The sequence below is a fragment of the Actinoplanes sp. CA-015351 genome (genome assembly GCF_050955685.1).
Classification (GTDB): domain Bacteria; phylum Actinomycetota; class Actinomycetes; order Mycobacteriales; family Micromonosporaceae; genus Actinoplanes.
On record NZ_CP192102.1, the window covers coordinates 4,073,975 to 4,088,640 of the forward strand.

General features: G+C 70.0%; 13 protein-coding genes. 9 read left to right on the forward strand and 4 right to left on the reverse strand.

All coding sequences use genetic code 11. The features are described from left to right. Window positions 1-2: 2 nt before the first annotated feature. Window positions 3-2,816, forward strand: coding sequence for an aminomethyl-transferring glycine dehydrogenase (gene gcvP, locus ACQP2E_RS18670; protein ID WP_433833362.1), 2,814 nt, complete (start codon window positions 3-5; stop codon window positions 2,814-2,816). A 98-nt stretch (window positions 2,817-2,914) separates the two neighbouring features. On the opposite strand, the gene ACQP2E_RS18675 is transcribed toward gcvP, so the two are convergent. After that, window positions 2,915-3,115, reverse strand: a complete 201-nt coding sequence (locus tag ACQP2E_RS18675; protein ID WP_111652259.1) for a DUF5999 family protein — start codon at window positions 3,113-3,115, stop codon at window positions 2,915-2,917. A 122-nt stretch (window positions 3,116-3,237) separates the two neighbouring features. Between ACQP2E_RS18675 and ACQP2E_RS18680 the strand changes: the two genes are divergently transcribed. The 5 genes from ACQP2E_RS18680 to ACQP2E_RS18700 all read left to right on the forward strand — a co-directional run bounded on the left by ACQP2E_RS18680 (window position 3,238) and on the right by ACQP2E_RS18700 (window position 7,609). Then, entirely contained in the window at window positions 3,238-4,476 is a 1,239-nt protein-coding gene (locus ACQP2E_RS18680; protein WP_433833967.1) for a chorismate-binding protein, read from the forward strand. A gap of 166 nt (window positions 4,477-4,642) precedes the next feature. Continuing rightward, window positions 4,643-5,215 carry a SigE family RNA polymerase sigma factor gene (locus tag ACQP2E_RS18685; RefSeq protein WP_433833365.1) on the forward strand — a complete coding sequence of 191 codons (573 nt, stop codon included), beginning with the start codon at window positions 4,643-4,645 and terminating at the stop codon, window positions 5,213-5,215. 21 nt (window positions 5,216-5,236) lie between these two features. Further along, entirely contained in the window at window positions 5,237-5,728 is a 492-nt protein-coding gene (gene def, locus ACQP2E_RS18690; protein WP_433833367.1) for a peptide deformylase, read from the forward strand. A gap of 38 nt (window positions 5,729-5,766) precedes the next feature. Further along, entirely contained in the window at window positions 5,767-6,402 is a 636-nt protein-coding gene (locus ACQP2E_RS18695; protein WP_433833369.1) for a class I SAM-dependent methyltransferase, read from the forward strand. Window positions 6,403-6,505: 103 nt separating this feature from the next. Beyond that, entirely contained in the window at window positions 6,506-7,609 is a 1,104-nt protein-coding gene (locus ACQP2E_RS18700; protein WP_433833371.1) for a hypothetical protein, read from the forward strand. 48 nt (window positions 7,610-7,657) lie between these two features. On the opposite strand, the gene ACQP2E_RS18705 is transcribed toward ACQP2E_RS18700, so the two are convergent. From ACQP2E_RS18705 to ACQP2E_RS18715, 3 genes are read right to left on the reverse strand one after another with little or no spacing between them, the layout of a single operon-like run. Further along, window positions 7,658-8,644 (reverse strand): MerR family transcriptional regulator, encoded by a 987-nt coding sequence (locus ACQP2E_RS18705; RefSeq protein ID WP_433833373.1) that lies wholly within the window; start codon window positions 8,642-8,644, stop codon window positions 7,658-7,660. Next, complete coding sequence (locus tag ACQP2E_RS18710) at window positions 8,638-9,273, reverse strand: HEAT repeat domain-containing protein (protein ID WP_433833375.1); 636 nt, start codon at window positions 9,271-9,273, stop codon at window positions 8,638-8,640. The genes ACQP2E_RS18705 and ACQP2E_RS18710 overlap by 7 nt, the downstream gene beginning before the upstream one ends. Window positions 9,274-9,307: 34 nt before the next feature. After that, window positions 9,308-10,171 (reverse strand): oxidoreductase, encoded by an 864-nt coding sequence (locus tag ACQP2E_RS18715; RefSeq protein WP_433833377.1) that lies wholly within the window; start codon window positions 10,169-10,171, stop codon window positions 9,308-9,310. A 102-nt stretch (window positions 10,172-10,273) separates the two neighbouring features. Here ACQP2E_RS18715 and ACQP2E_RS18720 point away from each other — a divergent pair, with 102 nt between their 5' ends. The 3 genes from ACQP2E_RS18720 to ACQP2E_RS18730 are packed head-to-tail and all read left to right on the forward strand — an operon-like array spanning window position 10,274 to window position 13,797. Beyond that, on the forward strand, window positions 10,274-11,110 hold the full coding sequence (locus ACQP2E_RS18720; protein WP_433833379.1) for a helix-turn-helix domain-containing protein: 837 nt from the start codon (window positions 10,274-10,276) through the stop codon (window positions 11,108-11,110). Window positions 11,111-11,150: 40 nt separating this feature from the next. Next, window positions 11,151-11,759 carry a DUF6226 family protein gene (locus ACQP2E_RS18725; RefSeq protein ID WP_433833381.1) on the forward strand — a complete coding sequence of 203 codons (609 nt, stop codon included), beginning with the start codon at window positions 11,151-11,153 and terminating at the stop codon, window positions 11,757-11,759. A gap of 22 nt (window positions 11,760-11,781) precedes the next feature. Next, window positions 11,782-13,797 (forward strand): hypothetical protein, encoded by a 2,016-nt coding sequence (locus tag ACQP2E_RS18730; RefSeq protein WP_433833383.1) that lies wholly within the window; start codon window positions 11,782-11,784, stop codon window positions 13,795-13,797. Window positions 13,798-14,666 lie beyond the last annotated feature (869 nt).

Below are 14,666 nucleotides of genomic sequence, written 5' to 3' on the forward strand. Positions count from 1 at the left end.
CCATGTCGTCACCTTTCGTCTCCCGGCACATCGGTTCGGACTCGAACGAGCACACCCACATGCTTAAAACAGTGGGGTACAACTCGCTCGATGAGCTCATGGATTCGGCGATTCCCGAGGTCATTCGCTGGAAAGGCGACCTCGACCTGCCGGCCGGCATCTCCGAGGAAGAGGCGATCGCCGAGCTCCGGGTGATCGCGAGCCGCAACACGGTCGCCACCCCGATGATCGGCCTCGGCTACTACGGCACCCACACGCCCGCGGTGATCAAGCGGAACGTGCTGGAGAGCCCGGCCTGGTACACGGCGTACACCCCGTACCAGCCGGAGATCAGCCAGGGGCGGCTCGAGGCGCTGCTGAACTTCCAGACCATGGTCACCGACCTGACCGGGCTGGCCACCGCGAACGCCAGCATGCTCGACGAGGCCACCGCGGTCGCCGAGGCGATGACGCTCGCGCGGCGCGCATCCAAGGTCAAGAGCCCGGTGTACGCCGTCGACGCCGACACGTTGCCGCAGACGCTTGCCGTCCTGCGTACCCGGGCCGAGCCGCTCGGACTCCAGGTCGTGCTGGTCGACCTGGACACCGGGGAACTGCCCGAGGAGTTCTTCGGGCTGCACCTGCAGTACCCGGGCGCGTCCGGTGCGATCCGCGATCACCAGGCGCTGGTCGAGGCGGCGCACGCCAAGGGCGCCCTGGTCACGGTCGCCGCCGACCTGCTCGCGCTGACGCTGCTGCGCGCGCCGGGCGAGATCGGCGTGGACATCGCGGCCGGCACCACTCAGCGCTTCGGCGTACCCCTGGGGTTCGGTGGGCCGCACGCCGGTTACCTGGCTGTGCGCGCCGGGCTGGAGCGGTCGCTGCCCGGCCGTCTCGTCGGGGTGTCGAAGGACGCCGACGGCGCCCCGGCGTACCGGCTGGCGCTGCAGACCCGGGAGCAGCACATCCGCCGGGAGAAGGCGACGAGCAACATCTGCACGGCCCAGGTGCTGCTCGCCGTGATGGCCGGCATGTACGCCGTCTACCACGGTCCGGCCGGGCTTCGTGCCATCGCTGCGCGTACCCATGAGCAGGCCAAAACGATCGCGGCGGGACTCGCCGCAGCGGGCGTGGAGATCACCCGGGCCGCGTTCTTCGACACCGTGACCGCCCGGGTGCCGGGCAAGGCCGCCGAGATCGTTGCGGCCGCGGCGGCCGGCAACGTCGACCTGCGGCTGGTGGACGCCGACCACGTGTCGATCTCCACCGACGAGACGACGACGAGCGCGCACGTCGCGACGGTTCTCCAGGCCTTTGGTGTGACAAAGCTTGAGAAATCCGGCGAAGCCGTCATTCCTGCTGCGTTGAACCGGACCACCGACTACCTGACCCACCCGGTCTTCAACACCCACCACTCCGAGACGGCGATGCTGCGTTACCTGCGCAAACTCTCCGACCGCGACTACGCCCTCGACCGTGGCATGATCCCGCTCGGCTCCTGCACGATGAAGCTGAACGCCACCACCGAGATGGAAGCGGTCACCTGGCCGGAGTTCGCCAACATCCACCCCTTCGCGCCGAAGAGCCAGACCCAGGGGTACGAGGACCTGGTCGCCCAGCTGGAGAGCTGGCTCGCTGAGATCACCGGTTACGATGCCGTCAGCGTCCAGCCGAACGCCGGCTCGCAGGGTGAGCTGGCCGGGCTGCTCGCCATCCGCGGGTACCACCGGGACCGTGGCGAGACCCACCGCGACGTCTGCCTGATCCCGTCGAGCGCGCACGGCACCAACGCGGCCAGCGCCGTGATGGCCGGCATGCGGGTCGTCGTGGTGGCCTGCGACGCGGACGGCAACGTCGACCTGACCGACCTGGCCGCCAAGATCGAGAAGCACCGGGAGAACCTCTCGGCGATCATGGTGACCTACCCGTCGACGCACGGCGTCTACGAGACCAGCATCGCCGAGCTGTGCGGCAAGGTGCACGACGCCGGCGGCCAGGTCTACGTCGACGGCGCGAACCTCAACGCGCTTGTCGGGTTCGCCAAGCCGGGCAAGTTCGGCGCGGACGTGTCCCACCTGAACCTGCACAAGACGTTCTGCATCCCGCACGGTGGCGGCGGTCCCGGCGTCGGCCCGGTCGCGGTCCGCGAGCACCTCGCCGCGTTCCTGCCCGGCGACCCCCTGGAGACCGGTGACCACCACGCGGTGTCGGCGGCCGCGCACGGCAGCGCCGGCATTCTGCCGATCAGCTGGGCGTACGTACGGATGATGGGCCCGGACGGCCTGGCCGCAGCGACCGCGGCGGCGGTGCTGTCCGCGAACTACGTGGCGGCGCGGCTACGTGATCACTATCCGGTGCTGTACGCCGGCAACAACGGCCTGGTCGCGCACGAGTGCATCCTCGACCTGCGGCCGATCACCAAGGCCACCGGGGTGAGTGTCGACGACGTGGCGAAGCGGCTCATCGATTACGGGTTCCACGCGCCGACCATGTCGTTCCCGGTTGCCGGCACCCTCATGGTGGAGCCGACCGAGAGCGAGGACCTCGCCGAGCTGGACCGATTCATCGCGGCGATGATCTCGATCAAGGGTGAGATCGACCAGGTGGCCTCGGGCGTCTGGCCGAAGGACGACAACCCGCTGTCGAACGCGCCGCACACCGCGTCGGCGGTCTCCGCTGACGAGTGGGCTCACCCGTACCCGCGGTCGGTGGCCGGTTTCCCCGAAGGGGTGGACCGTACGGCGAAGTACTGGCCGCCGGTGCGCCGGATCGACGGGGCTTTCGGCGACCGCAACCTGGTCTGCTCGTGCCCGTCGCCGGAGGCGTTCGAGGACTGACGCACTCCCGTCGCTTGCGCAGGTCGCGTTCCTTCAGGGATCGCGGCCTGCGCCGTCTCGGGATGGTTACGCTGAGTTGCTTTTTCGACTGAAATTTCTCAGGCTGCCAGGGCGTGCACGGCCGGGCCGCGGTGCGGCTCGATCAGCGTGCCGTCAGGCAGTAGTTCGCCGGTGTCCTCGAAAACGATGACTCCGTTGCAGAGCAGGCTCCAGCCCTGCTCGCAGAAGGTGACGATGACCTTCGCGGCCTCACGGTCGGTCGCGTCGGACGTGGGACAGGGGATCAGGTGCTGGCACATCTTGCTCGATCTCCGTTTGGGGGCTGTGTGAAGGTTCACAAAGTCGGTGTCGGACGTTACCTCACTTGGAACGACGGCGGTTCAACCCGGTGACGCCGATTTCTCATGAGTTCGCGTCTTCGATGGTCCACGGGACGGGCGCTGTCGGCCACCCCGTAACGGCTCCTTTCGGGGCCCCTCCGGCGGCACCGGCCGCCTGCCAGGCCCGTCACCATGCGTTACGTACCTTTCGGTGGCACCGGGGTGATCCCGGTGACCCCGCCGAGCTTCTGTCCGCTTTTCTGGCCGGCAACGGACTGCCGGTGCGAAACCTTGGCCGAACGGATGACAAAAAGAAGACGTTCGGCGATGGCACGATCTGCGGGGCAGCACTCTACGTATCCGCGGATGCCGGATGCGTGATGGCTGGAGCAGAGTGCGGGTCACCCTCTCCCGTTCCCAGCGTTCCTGACGTTTATGCCGTCGTCTACCAACATTCTGCGAAAAAACTGGAGAAATCCCTCCAGACCGGCCCTGACTGGAAGCTCGGTCCCTGGCGGGACAGCTGGACCCGCGACGAGCACGCCCACGCCGTCGAGCAGGTTCGCGCCGCGATCGCCCGCGGCGACGTCTATCAGGTCAACGTGGTCGGCCACGCCGCCGCGCCCTATGCGGGCGACCCGTCCGCTGCCCTCCGCCGGGTGGCCGCCCTCGCCGGCGCCCGCTACGGCGGGGTTCTGAGCGACGGAGGCCAGGGCGGTTCAGGGCCGGGCGGCGCCGCGCCGGGCTGGGCTCTCGCCACCGCCTCCCCGGAAACCCTCGTCGAGGTTCGCGACGGCCGGGTCGTCACCCGCCCGATCAAGGGCACCCGCCCGGCCACCGCGCAGGGCCGCCGCGAGCTGCTCGCCTCGGCGAAGGAACGCGCCGAACACGTCATGATCGTCGACCTGGAACGCAACGACCTGGCCCGGCTGCCCGGCACCGGACCGGTCCGCGTCGACGAGCTGTTCGCGGTCCGCGAATGGTCCGGTCTCTGGCAGGCCGAATCCGTCGTCTCGGCGCCCCTGGACGGCGACGTCGGGCTGGCCGACCTGCTCCGGGCCGTCTGCCCCGGCGGCAGTGTCACCGGCGCCCCCAAACTGGCCGCGCTCGCGCAGATCGCCGCCCTCGAACCGGTCGGCCGCGGCGTCAGCATGGGCGCCCTGGGCTGGATCGGACACGACCACCTCGATCTGGGGTTGAGCATCCGCACCGTGGTGGCCGACGGGACCCGGGTGCACGCCTGGGCCGGCGGCGGCATCACCGCGGACAGTGACCCTGTCGCGGAGGTCGACGAAGCCGCCGCGAAGGCCGGGCCGCTCCGGTCCGCGCTCCGCTCATAGCCCGTTCATAGCCTGCTCCGAGCCGTCTCTACCGGTTCCGTGCCACTGTCGGCGTCTGCCCCCGGAACAGGGGGTCGAGCGCGTAATTTCACCTTCGCGCGTACCCGAGAAGGTCCACATTGGCACGCTCCGTGTCCAATAGGTGGCGGCAGGAAGAGGCGACACCATGCTTGATCTGCTCGAGAAACCGGCGGCGGTCAGGAGGACCGTCCGGTCCGGCATCAGGATCCGGATGATCCCGCCGGCCGCGACCCGCCGCGCCGAGTTCGAGCAGTTCGCCCAGACCTCCCTGACCCGGCTGCACAGCACCGCGTACCAGCTCTGCCACGACTGGCATCTCGCCCAGGACCTGACACAGACCACGCTCACCAAGCTCTTTCAGAGCTGGGATCGGGCCTGCGAGAGCGACAACCTTCTTGCGTACGCCCACAAGATCCTGCTCCGGGTCTACCTCGACCACCGTCGCCGCCGGAGTTCCACCGAGGTGTTCCTGGGCGCGATGCGCGAACCCGCGTACGAAATAAGCCCTGATCTGCGGCTGGACCTGCTCGGGGCGCTGTCCCGGCTGCCCGCCCGGGACCGGACCATCGTGGTGCTGCGCTACTTCGCCGACCACAGCGTGGAGCAGGTCTCCGCCGAGCTGGGCGTGCCGGTCAACGTGGTGAAGAGCCAGACCCGCCGTTCGCTGATCAAGCTGCGGCACATGCTCGGCACCGACCGGCGCGCCCTCTTCGGGTAATGGGTGACTAATCTTTGACGCATGACAGTTCGGCCCATCCGCATCTTCGGCGACCCGGTGCTGCGTACGCCCGCTGACCCGGTCACCGACTTCGACGCCCAGCTGCGCGAGATCGTCGGCGATCTGGAGGACACCGTCCGCGAGCCCGGCCGGGCCGGCGTCGCGGGCCCGCAGATCGGCGTCAGCCTGCGGATCTTCTCGTACAACGTCGGCGGTGTCGTCGGACACCTGGTCAACCCGGTCCTCAGCGACCACGAGGGTGAGCAGACCGAGGAGGAGGGCTGCCTGTCGCTGCCCGGCCTCGGTTATGACACCACCCGCGCGCTGAAGGTGACCGCGACCGGTTTCGATCAGTACGGCGAACCCCTGGTGATCACCGGCGAGGGCTTCCTGGCGCGGGCGCTGCAGCACGAGGTCGACCACCTCGACGGCCGGCTCTACGTCGACACGCTGACCGGCGACGTCCGCCGCCAGGCGCTGCGGGAGCTACGCCGGGTCGTCCCGCGTGGCTGACAAAGCGTTGCCCCGCGTGGCTCACCGGGTCGTCCCGCGTGGCTGATATCGGGCGGCTCGCCGCCGGATATCTGCGCGACGGGAACCCGACCGGGTGGTTCGAGCCGCTGTATGCCGAGGCGGGGGCGGGCCGGGCCGAGGTGCCGTGGGACGTACCCGAGGCCAGCGCGCACCTGCGCGCCTTCCCGCTGCCGCCGGGGGAGGGGCGACGCGCGCTGGTCGTCGGTTGCGGCCCGGGCCGCGACGCCGAGCACATCGCGGCTCTGGGGTACGCGACAACGGCGTTCGACATCTCGCCGACAGCGATCGCGCTGGCCCGCAGCCGGCACCCGGAGAGTCCGGTGTCCTATGTCGTGGCCGACCTGCTGGATCCACCGGCCAGGTGGCGGCACGGTTTCGACCTGGTGCTGGAGAGCAACAACGTGCAGGCGCTGCCGGCGTCGATCCGGGCCGCCGCGATCACCTCGGCAGGCTCGTTCGTGTCCCCCGGCGGCACGCTGCTGGTCCTCGCGGCAGCCGCTGTCACCGCTGGTGGCGAGGGTCCGCCGTGGCCGCTGACCCGTGCCGAGATCGACGCGTTCGCGACCGGCGGGCTGCGGCAGATCTCCGTCGAGCAGACCGAGGCCCCGGGTACCCGGCTGCCCGCGCGATGGCGGGCCGTTTTCACTCGCTGATGGTGTTTTCCCTGGTCACCACGGGTGGTTGTAATCCGGGCGCGCCGGATTGATCGCGGCCACTACAGTGTGCGGGGCATTCACCACCACGGGGAGTTTCACGTTGCGCGTCTCGCGTCTTGCTGCCGGCGTTCTGGCCGGTGTCACCACCCTTACCGTTCTCGTCGGTTGTGCCGGGGAGAAGCTTCAGGCCCTCGAACCGAAGCTGGAGCTGCGTAACGCGGCCAAGCAGCTCGGCGAGGCGCAGCAGGCCGGCTTCACCATCAAGATCAACGGCAGTGCGGACGACTTGGTCGCCGCCGCCAAGCTGGACGCCGCCAAGTCCGGCGAGAAGACCGACGAGGTCAGCGACGAAGACGCCAAGATCCTTCGGCAGCTCTTCAACTCGTCGTTCACGATCGCCTTCGACAAGGCGGGCGAGGGCGTCGACGACGACCGCGCCCTGTTCGGCGCGACCATCGACGGCGTCGCCGGCACCGAGATCCGGGTTGCCGGCAAGACGCTGTTCGTCAAGGCGCCGGTCACCGAGCTGGCCACCAAGTTCGGCGCCAGCGCCGACGAGGTCAAGACGCTCAGCGAGCAGACGGTCGGTGCGGCCGGCGGGTTCGACGCGTTCTTCGACGGCAAGTGGGTGTCGCTCGACGTCGCCGAGCTGACCGAGCTGGCCGAGTCCGGCGCGGGCGTGCCGGCCCAGGACGTCGAGCAGCAGAAGGCGCTGACCGAGTTCAGCACCTCCGCTACCAACCTGGTCGAGGGCGCCGACATCGTCCGCGACGAGAACGACGACACCCACCTGATCGTCACCTCGTCGACCGCGAAGGCGTACGCCGAGGTCAAGCGCCTTGTCACGGCGCTGGACAACGAGGCGCTGGCCGACACGTTCGGCGCCGAGGCCCCGGCCGACAAGCCGATCGTCCTCGACCTGTGGATCAAGGACGGCACGCTGACCGCCGCCGAGATCAACATGCTGCAGTTCATCGACGGCGCCACCGGCCGGGTCGCGCTGCGCCTCGAGGTGACCACCGGTGCGGCGATCACCGCTCCGGAAGGCGCCACGAAGCTGGACGTGGACCAGCTGCTCGGCAGCACCCCTGGCGGGTCGTTCGGCGGTCTGCCGGGCGCCGACGCGGGCACCGACCTCAGCGAGGAAGACCTGGCGGAGCTCGAGGAGCTGCTCGGCGGCGTCACGCCGGCGGCAACCGCCTGACCGTACTGCCACGAAACGGGCCGGCCAGTTGGCCGGCCCGTTCTCCGTTCACGTCAGGGTCGAGGCGATCAGGGCCACCGTGGTGTCGGCGTCGCGGGTGAGCCGGTTCAGGATCGGCTCGGCCAGGGTCCGGGGCATCTCGGCCAGGGCCTGGGTCAGCCGGATCCGCGCCGCCGAGCCGGACGTGTCCGCGGACAGTTCGTCTTCCAGAAGACCCATGATCGTGCCGGCGTGGGCCGGGTCGCACGCCAGCGCTCCCAGGATCTCGCCGGCGTCGACGTCGTTGCGGCCGTCGACGATCATGGCGACGAGTTCCGGCACGGCCGTGTACACGCCGCGTCTGCCGAGGGACAGGGCGGCGTGGCCGCGTACCCCGGGGTCTTGATCTTTAAGAGCGTCCGCCAGGACGGCGGTGACCTCGTCGCCGGACATCTCGGCAAGGGTTTGGACCGCGCGGAGCCGCACCTCGGCGTCCGCCGAACGAACGCCCGCTGCCACGGTTGTCAGCGCCTCGCCGCCGGAGCGGGCCAGGGCCCAGCGCAGCGCGCCGGCCACGTTGGGGTCGGCCTCGGTCAGGACGGCCTCGGCCAGCAGCTCGGCAGGCACCGGCACGTCCTCGGCCGGGCCCAGCACGGTCTGCTGGCGGCGTGCGGCATCGGGGGAGTTCAGGCCGTGCAGCAGCTCCACGATCCGCAGCACGCCCTGCCAGCCGAGCGGGGCCGACGCGTCGACCGCCCGGAGCCGTTCGAGCAGCTCCTGCTCGGTGGCGATCCGCTCCTCGGTACGCCGGATGAGGTCGCCGACCAGCGCGGCCGGCTCGAATCCCGGATCCTGCAGGGCGCGCCCGATGTCGCGCAGCGAGAGTCCGAGGGTGCGCAGGCTCTCGACGTGGAAGATCCGGCGGATGTCGTCACCGGAGTACTCCCGGTAGTTGCCGACGGTCCGGCCGGTGGGGCGCACCAGCCCGAGGGAGTCGTAGTGCCGGAGCATCCGGGTACTCACCCCCGAGCGGCGCGCCACCTCGCCGATCAGCACGTGGCCTTCTTGTGTTCCAGCGCGACCAGGCGGGTCGCCTCGTGGACGGCCGCGTCGAATCCGATCTCCGGGTCGTTCAGCAGCATCTCGGTGGCGTGGGCGTGCGCGCTCACCTGCGGGTCGCCGCCGTCCGCCGCTGTCCGCAGGGCCGGCTCGATCACGTCACCGAGCGCCACGAGTGCCCGGCTGAGGCTCAGCCGCACGGTCCGGTCGCCGCGGCCCAGCTGCGCGGCCAGCTCGGCGGCGAGATTCCCCCGCTGGTCCTCGGGCGCCAGGATGACGGCGGCCCGCCAGGCGCTGCGCGCGACCTCGTCATCGGGGTCCTGCAGCAGTGACCGGGTGATCGCCGGGTACACGCCGCTGTTCCCGATCTTGGACAGGGTGTGCAGGGCCTGGCTGCGCGCCTGGCCGATCGGGGAATCCAGCTCGTCGCGGAGCCGGGGCACGGTGGTGTCCGGCGGCAGCCGGGTCAGCGCCCAGGTGAGCATGTCGCGGACGAAGAAGTCCGGCTCGACCGCACACCGCGCCACCAGGGCGTCGACCAGGGTGGCGTCGGCGTGGGTGCCGGCTGCCAGGGCTGCCTTGAGCCGCATCGATGGGTCGGCCGCACCAAGAAAGGCTGGGTTCATGGTGACCAGCTAAGACCTTGTCACAGTGTGAAGGTCAAGCGACCGCATCCAACTGCTTCACGGTGGCCTCGTCCAGTTCCAGCGCGGCGCCGGCGATGTTCTCCCGCAGATGCGCCACCTTCGAGGTGCCCGGGATCAGCAGGATGTTCGGCGAACGCTGCAGCAGCCACGCCAGCGCCACACCCATCGACGTCGCACCGAGCCGGTCCGCCACCTCGGTCAGCGTGCCGGACTGCAGGGGAGTGAAGCCGCCGAGCGGGAAGTAGGGCACGTAGGCGATGCCGTCGGCGGCCAGGTCGTCGATCAGCGTGTCGTCGCCGCGGTTCGCCAGGTTGTAGAAGTTCTGCACGCTGACCACCGGAGCGATCGCCCGCGCCTCGGCGATCTGGCCGGCGTTGACAGTGCTCAGCCCGAGATGCCGGATCAGGCCCTGCTCCCGCAGCTCGGCCAGGGCGCCGAACGGCTCGGCGATCGAACCCGGCTGCGCCTCCTGGAGCCCGCCGACCCGCAGGTTGACCAGGTCGAGCACGTCCAGCCCGAGCCGTTCCAGGTTTCCGTGCACCTGCTGCTTCAGCTCGGCCGGCGAGAGCGCCTGCGGCCAGCCGCCTTGCGCATCGCGACGCGCGCCGACCTTGGTGACCAGATGAAGATCCCTTTGGTACGGGAACAGCGCCTCCTTGATGATCTCGTTGGTCACGTACGGGCCGTAGTAGTCCGAGGTGTCGATGTGGTTGATGCCGGCCGCGACGGCCGTACGCAGCACGTCGATCGCGCCGGGCCGGTCGGCCGGCGGTCCGAACACGTGCGGGCCGGCCAGTTGCATGGCGCCGTATCCGAACCGGGTCAACTCGATGTCACCGACACGGTAGGTGCCGCCGGGAAGCTGGGTTTCGCTCATGCCCCGACTCTGCCCCGGTGCGGCCGGTCCCGGCAGGGGTGCGCTCTTCCTAGGAGTGGCAGGACCAGGATGGGCGTGGCCGCACACCCTAGGCTGGCGGTCATGAACGCGCTCGGTGAATACCTGCGGGCCCGCCGGGCACTGGTGGATCCCACTGATGTCGGCCTTCCGTCGAGCGGGGTGCGCCGTACGCCCGGCCTGCGTCGCGAGGAGGTCGCCACCCTCGCCGGGATCAGCGCCGACTACTACCTGCGCCTGGAGCAGGGCCGTGATCGTAATCCGTCGGCGCAGGTCCTCGAGGCGATCGCCCGGGTGCTGCGGCTGGACAGCGCCGCCACCCAGTACCTGCTGGGCCTGACCGGCGCGGTCTCCCGGGCGCGGTCGCCGCGCCCTTCCCGCCGCGACGTGGTGCCGGCCGGCATCCGCCAGCTGATCGACGTGGTCGGCCTGCCGGCGTTCGTGGAGAACCGCCGGTACGACGTGCTCGCCGCGAACCGGCTGGCCACCGCCCTGTCGCCGGCGATCCGGGCCGGGGAGAACCGGTTGCGCTCGATCTTCTTGGACGACACCGAGCGCGACCTGTACCCGGATTGGGACCAGGCGATCGTCGGGATGGTCGCGGCGTTCCGCTCGTCGGTCGCCTCCGACCCCGACGACCCGGCGCTGGCCCGCCTGGTCGGGGAGCTGTCGCTGGGCAGCGTGGAGTTCCGCCGGCTGTGGGCCCGCCACGACGTGTTGCTGCCGGCCGGCGGCGAGGCGCGGATGCGGCACCCGATGGTCGGGCCGCTGACGCTGCGCCGGGAGAAACTCACTGTGGGCGACAGCGGCGGCCAGATCCTGGTGATGTACCACGCCGAACCGGGGTCGGAGAGCGCCCGCTCACTGGCGCTGCTCGGATCCTTGGTGGCGCAGCAGCGGAGTTCTTTCCTAGAGTCCTAGGACGCACGGGAGGCTGTGCCGCCGCGTACGCTTGGACAGCGTGGGGGAACTACGTCAGCGGGTGAACGACCACTACAACGCCGAGCATCAGCCGTCCTGGCCCAACCCGCATCCCGGCGGGGGACCGACCGAGGACGAGTCGGAGTACTCCCGGGTGACCGACCCTGATCGCTATCGGATCGTGCACGCCCGGGTTCGTAGCTGGATCGCCGTTCTCACCTCACTGCCCGGGATCGCGTTCTCCTCCGACGGCGTTCTCACCTCCGCGGCTCCCGGCGCACTCCCGCTTCATGTCGCCTGGCCCGGCCCGTTTGCGGTCCGGATCTCGGCCGGCCGGCTCGACCCCGCCGCCGACCCGATTCCGGACTGTGGCTGCGACGCCTGTGACTTCGGTTCGGACGACCTTCTCGAGGCGATCGACACCGCCGTTCTGGAACTCATCGACGGCGACATCGTCCTGCTCGACGGGCCCGGGTGGCACGCGCGCTGGTTCAGCTTCGAGGACGGTCGCAACAGTGTCGGTGGCGGCCTCGATTTCCGTACCGTCGAAGGCTGGTGCGAACGCCTGGCCGCAGGCCGGGACGTGTCCCTGCCCACCGGCACATCGGCGCTGGTCGGCCGGCGCTTTCTCGGGGCCGCGGAAAGTTGATCAGCTCCGTTATCCTCGCGCGGTGCTCCTCTCCCTGATCGGCAACACGGCGGCCGGATATCGAACGGCTTTGACGTCCGCCCGGCAGCTGCTGACCGTGCTCCTGCCGATCCTGGCCGCCGCGCTGCTGACGCTCACGCTGCTCGACGTGCTCGCCGGCCGGGTCAGCGACGCCGAGACGATCATCGTGAACGGGATGCTGGAGCTTCCGGAAGCCGGCTGGTGGCGGCTCCCGGTGATCGCGGCCTTCTGGCTGGTCGCTCTCTCTGCCGCGACACTTGTCGCGATCGGCGACGAGCGGGGGTACGCGGTACGCCCGCACCGTGCGATCCTGGCCGCCCTGCGACATTTCCCGGTCGTCGCGGCGGGGTTCGTGGCGATCGTGGGCCTCACCGGGCTGGCGCTGTGGATGGTGTCCGGCATCGGAAGCGGATACTTCTCCCTGGCCCTGGTGCTCGCGGTGCTGCTGACCGGCGCCCTGACCGCGGGACGGCTGCTGATCGGCATCGCCGCGCACCAGCTCGGTGGCTCGGACTGGGCGCTGACCCGGGGCCGGGTGGTGCCGACAGCCGGTGCGTTCCTGCTCGGCGGGATCGTGATCCCGCTGCTGGTGTCGAGCCTCGGCGACGGTCTGGTGGGTCGCACCTGGGCGGCCTGGATCACCGGTGTGATCGCGTCGCTGCTGGTGGTGGCGGTGCAGGCCGGCACCCTGGCGTACGTCTACCTGCTGCAACGTCCCGCTTCGCCGTCGCTGTTGCCGTCGGCGTCGCTGTCGCTGTCGCAGGGCGGTTCGGTGGATCTGGCGGCGGTGGACGCGCGGCTGGCCGATTACTCGGACCCGGATCCGGGTTCGCCGAGCCGGCTGCTGACCTGGGCGGGGGTGGCGGCCGTGGTGCTGGCGGTGCTCGCGCCGGGCGGTGTCGCCCTGGCGAACCCGTTCGGAGCGCCGGTCCTGCGGACGAACGATCACTCGACCAGTGGCCCGGTCGCGGTGGCCTGGCCGACCGGCCAGCACCCGGTGATCGCCACCATGTCGGGCGCCTGGTTCTGCGAGACCGACCTGTGTGACCGCTTCGTCGACCAGAACGGTGGCCCCTCGATGTGGAGCGGGCGGGGCGCGGCCGGGATCAGCGCCGACGGGAACACCGTCGTGAAGGCCACGCTCAGCGGCGGTCTGGACAACGGCGGGCCGTTCATCCACTATGCGCGCTGCACCCGGTCCGGCTGCCCGGAGGCGTACATCCCGGTGCGGAGGTCGGCGCGGGAGAAGTTCGAGTGGGCGCAGCTCGGCGCGGCGGTCGCCCCGGATCAGGCGCTCTGGTTCGTGCTCGCGGCCGCGCAGGACAAGACCTTCCGGATCAGCTTCATCCGCTGCCCGCAGATCGGATGCAAAACCCCGCAACGGTACGACGGAGGCACGGTCGAGCGGCTCCCCGCCGACGACGCCACCGACGACTCGCAGATCCAGCTGACCGTGGGTGCGGACGGACGGCCGCTGGCGACTGTGCGTACCGGGTCGGAGGCGTCGCAGGTGACCTGCGAGCCGGTGACCTGTGCGAAGCCGCGCAGTGCGCAGATCTGGGTCGGTGATCCCGGTTCGGTGTGGGCGGCGCCGGCGACGCTGGGTGGGCTGGCGCTCTCCTACGAGCAGGGCATGCTGCGGGTCGGCGAGAACATCCTGAACGCGGTCGGTGGGCCCCAGGCGCCGGAGACCGGGGCGGTCGTGGCCCGGGACGGGGTCTATTACGCGACGGCGGCGGAGAAGACCACGAAGCCGGGATTCCACGTGACGATCGGCGGCCCGGGCGCGGACTCCGTCTCCGCTTTCGATTCCAGCTTTGATTCCGGGGCCGAGGATCAGGCTGGCGTGGCGGATTACTGGCAGCAGGTGCTGTGGCGCTGCTCGGAGCTGGCTTGCACGCGGCAGCCGCTGGACACGTTCGGATTCGCGTACAGCGAGCATGAGGTGATGGCAGCGTCCGACGATGGCCGCGTTCTGATCGTGCGCCAGGACCGGATGCTGCTCCTGACCAGATAAAGCCGCCAGAGACGGCATTGGCTTCAGCCTAGAGTCCTAGGATGCTTTAGGGGCAGTGCGGCAAGCGACACCTAGAAGGACGGCTTCGCCGACTCAGCCAGATCTTGCAGACCGGTCATCTGACTGTTTACCTGCGGCTGGGGGAGTGCCGTCGCCCTCCGCCGCAGGCACCCGCCTCGCGCTTCCCCGTTCCACCCGCCCGCTCTGCTCGCCCGCTTTGCCTGCTCTGCCCGTCCGCTCTGCCGCGCACCGCGCTCTGCCCTCCGCGGGGCCCCGCACAGCGCTCTGCCCGCTCCGCTCGGTCTGGATCTTGTGGACTTCTCCGCGGACGTGTCCGCGTAACTCCGCAAGATCGAACAGGTCTGGCAGATCTTGTGGAGTTACGCGCAAACGGTTCGCCGAAGTCCACAAGATCTGCGAGGCACCACCTTCACCCCGTGCCCGGCGGCCCGACGGCACGACGGCTCCGATCCTTGCCTGTTGTGGCCTGCCTGCGGCACGCGTCCCAGCGGATTGTCACGCAGGGTGAACGCCGCACGCCATTGCTGGCCGAACCTTGAAGACCTATTGGGCATAGAACACCCCCAAGTCTTCAAGATCCGGCGCTGTTCACCCGCTGTGGTGGCAGAGCGTCAGCACAATGCTCGCCAACCACCCGAAACCGAATTGCCACAGGTGGCCGTCCCGCAAACTCGTGCTCTCGTGGTCGACCGGCCGGCCAAACCTCACAAGATCTCTGAGCGGCGACTCGCACCGAGAAAACGCCACTCCGCCCCGAAGCCCCTCCCGATCCACGAGTGGCGAAACCCGAGAAAGGTGGTCAGGCGGGTGGCATTAGCTCGCAAGAGCCGGCAGCGGCCCCATGCCCG

Bases quoted from the DNA above. Each gene is read 5' to 3' on its own strand.
- ACQP2E_RS18680 (WP_433833967.1), top strand. From the start codon at position 3,238: ATGGTCCACGGGACGGGCGCTGTCGGCCACCCCGTAACGGCTCCTTTC.
- def (WP_433833367.1), top strand. From the start codon at position 5,237: ATGACAGTTCGGCCCATCCGCATCTTCGGCGACCCGGTGCTGCGTACG.
- ACQP2E_RS18675 (WP_111652259.1), bottom strand. From the start codon at position 3,115: ATGTGCCAGCACCTGATCCCCTGTCCCACGTCCGACGCGACCGACCGT.
- ACQP2E_RS18720 (WP_433833379.1), top strand. From the start codon at position 10,274: ATGAACGCGCTCGGTGAATACCTGCGGGCCCGCCGGGCACTGGTGGAT.
- ACQP2E_RS18685 (WP_433833365.1), top strand. From the start codon at position 4,643: ATGCTTGATCTGCTCGAGAAACCGGCGGCGGTCAGGAGGACCGTCCGG.
- ACQP2E_RS18710 (WP_433833375.1), bottom strand. From the start codon at position 9,273: ATGAACCCAGCCTTTCTTGGTGCGGCCGACCCATCGATGCGGCTCAAG.
- ACQP2E_RS18715 (WP_433833377.1), bottom strand. From the start codon at position 10,171: ATGAGCGAAACCCAGCTTCCCGGCGGCACCTACCGTGTCGGTGACATC.
- gcvP (WP_433833362.1), top strand. From the start codon at position 3: ATGTCGTCACCTTTCGTCTCCCGGCACATCGGTTCGGACTCGAACGAG.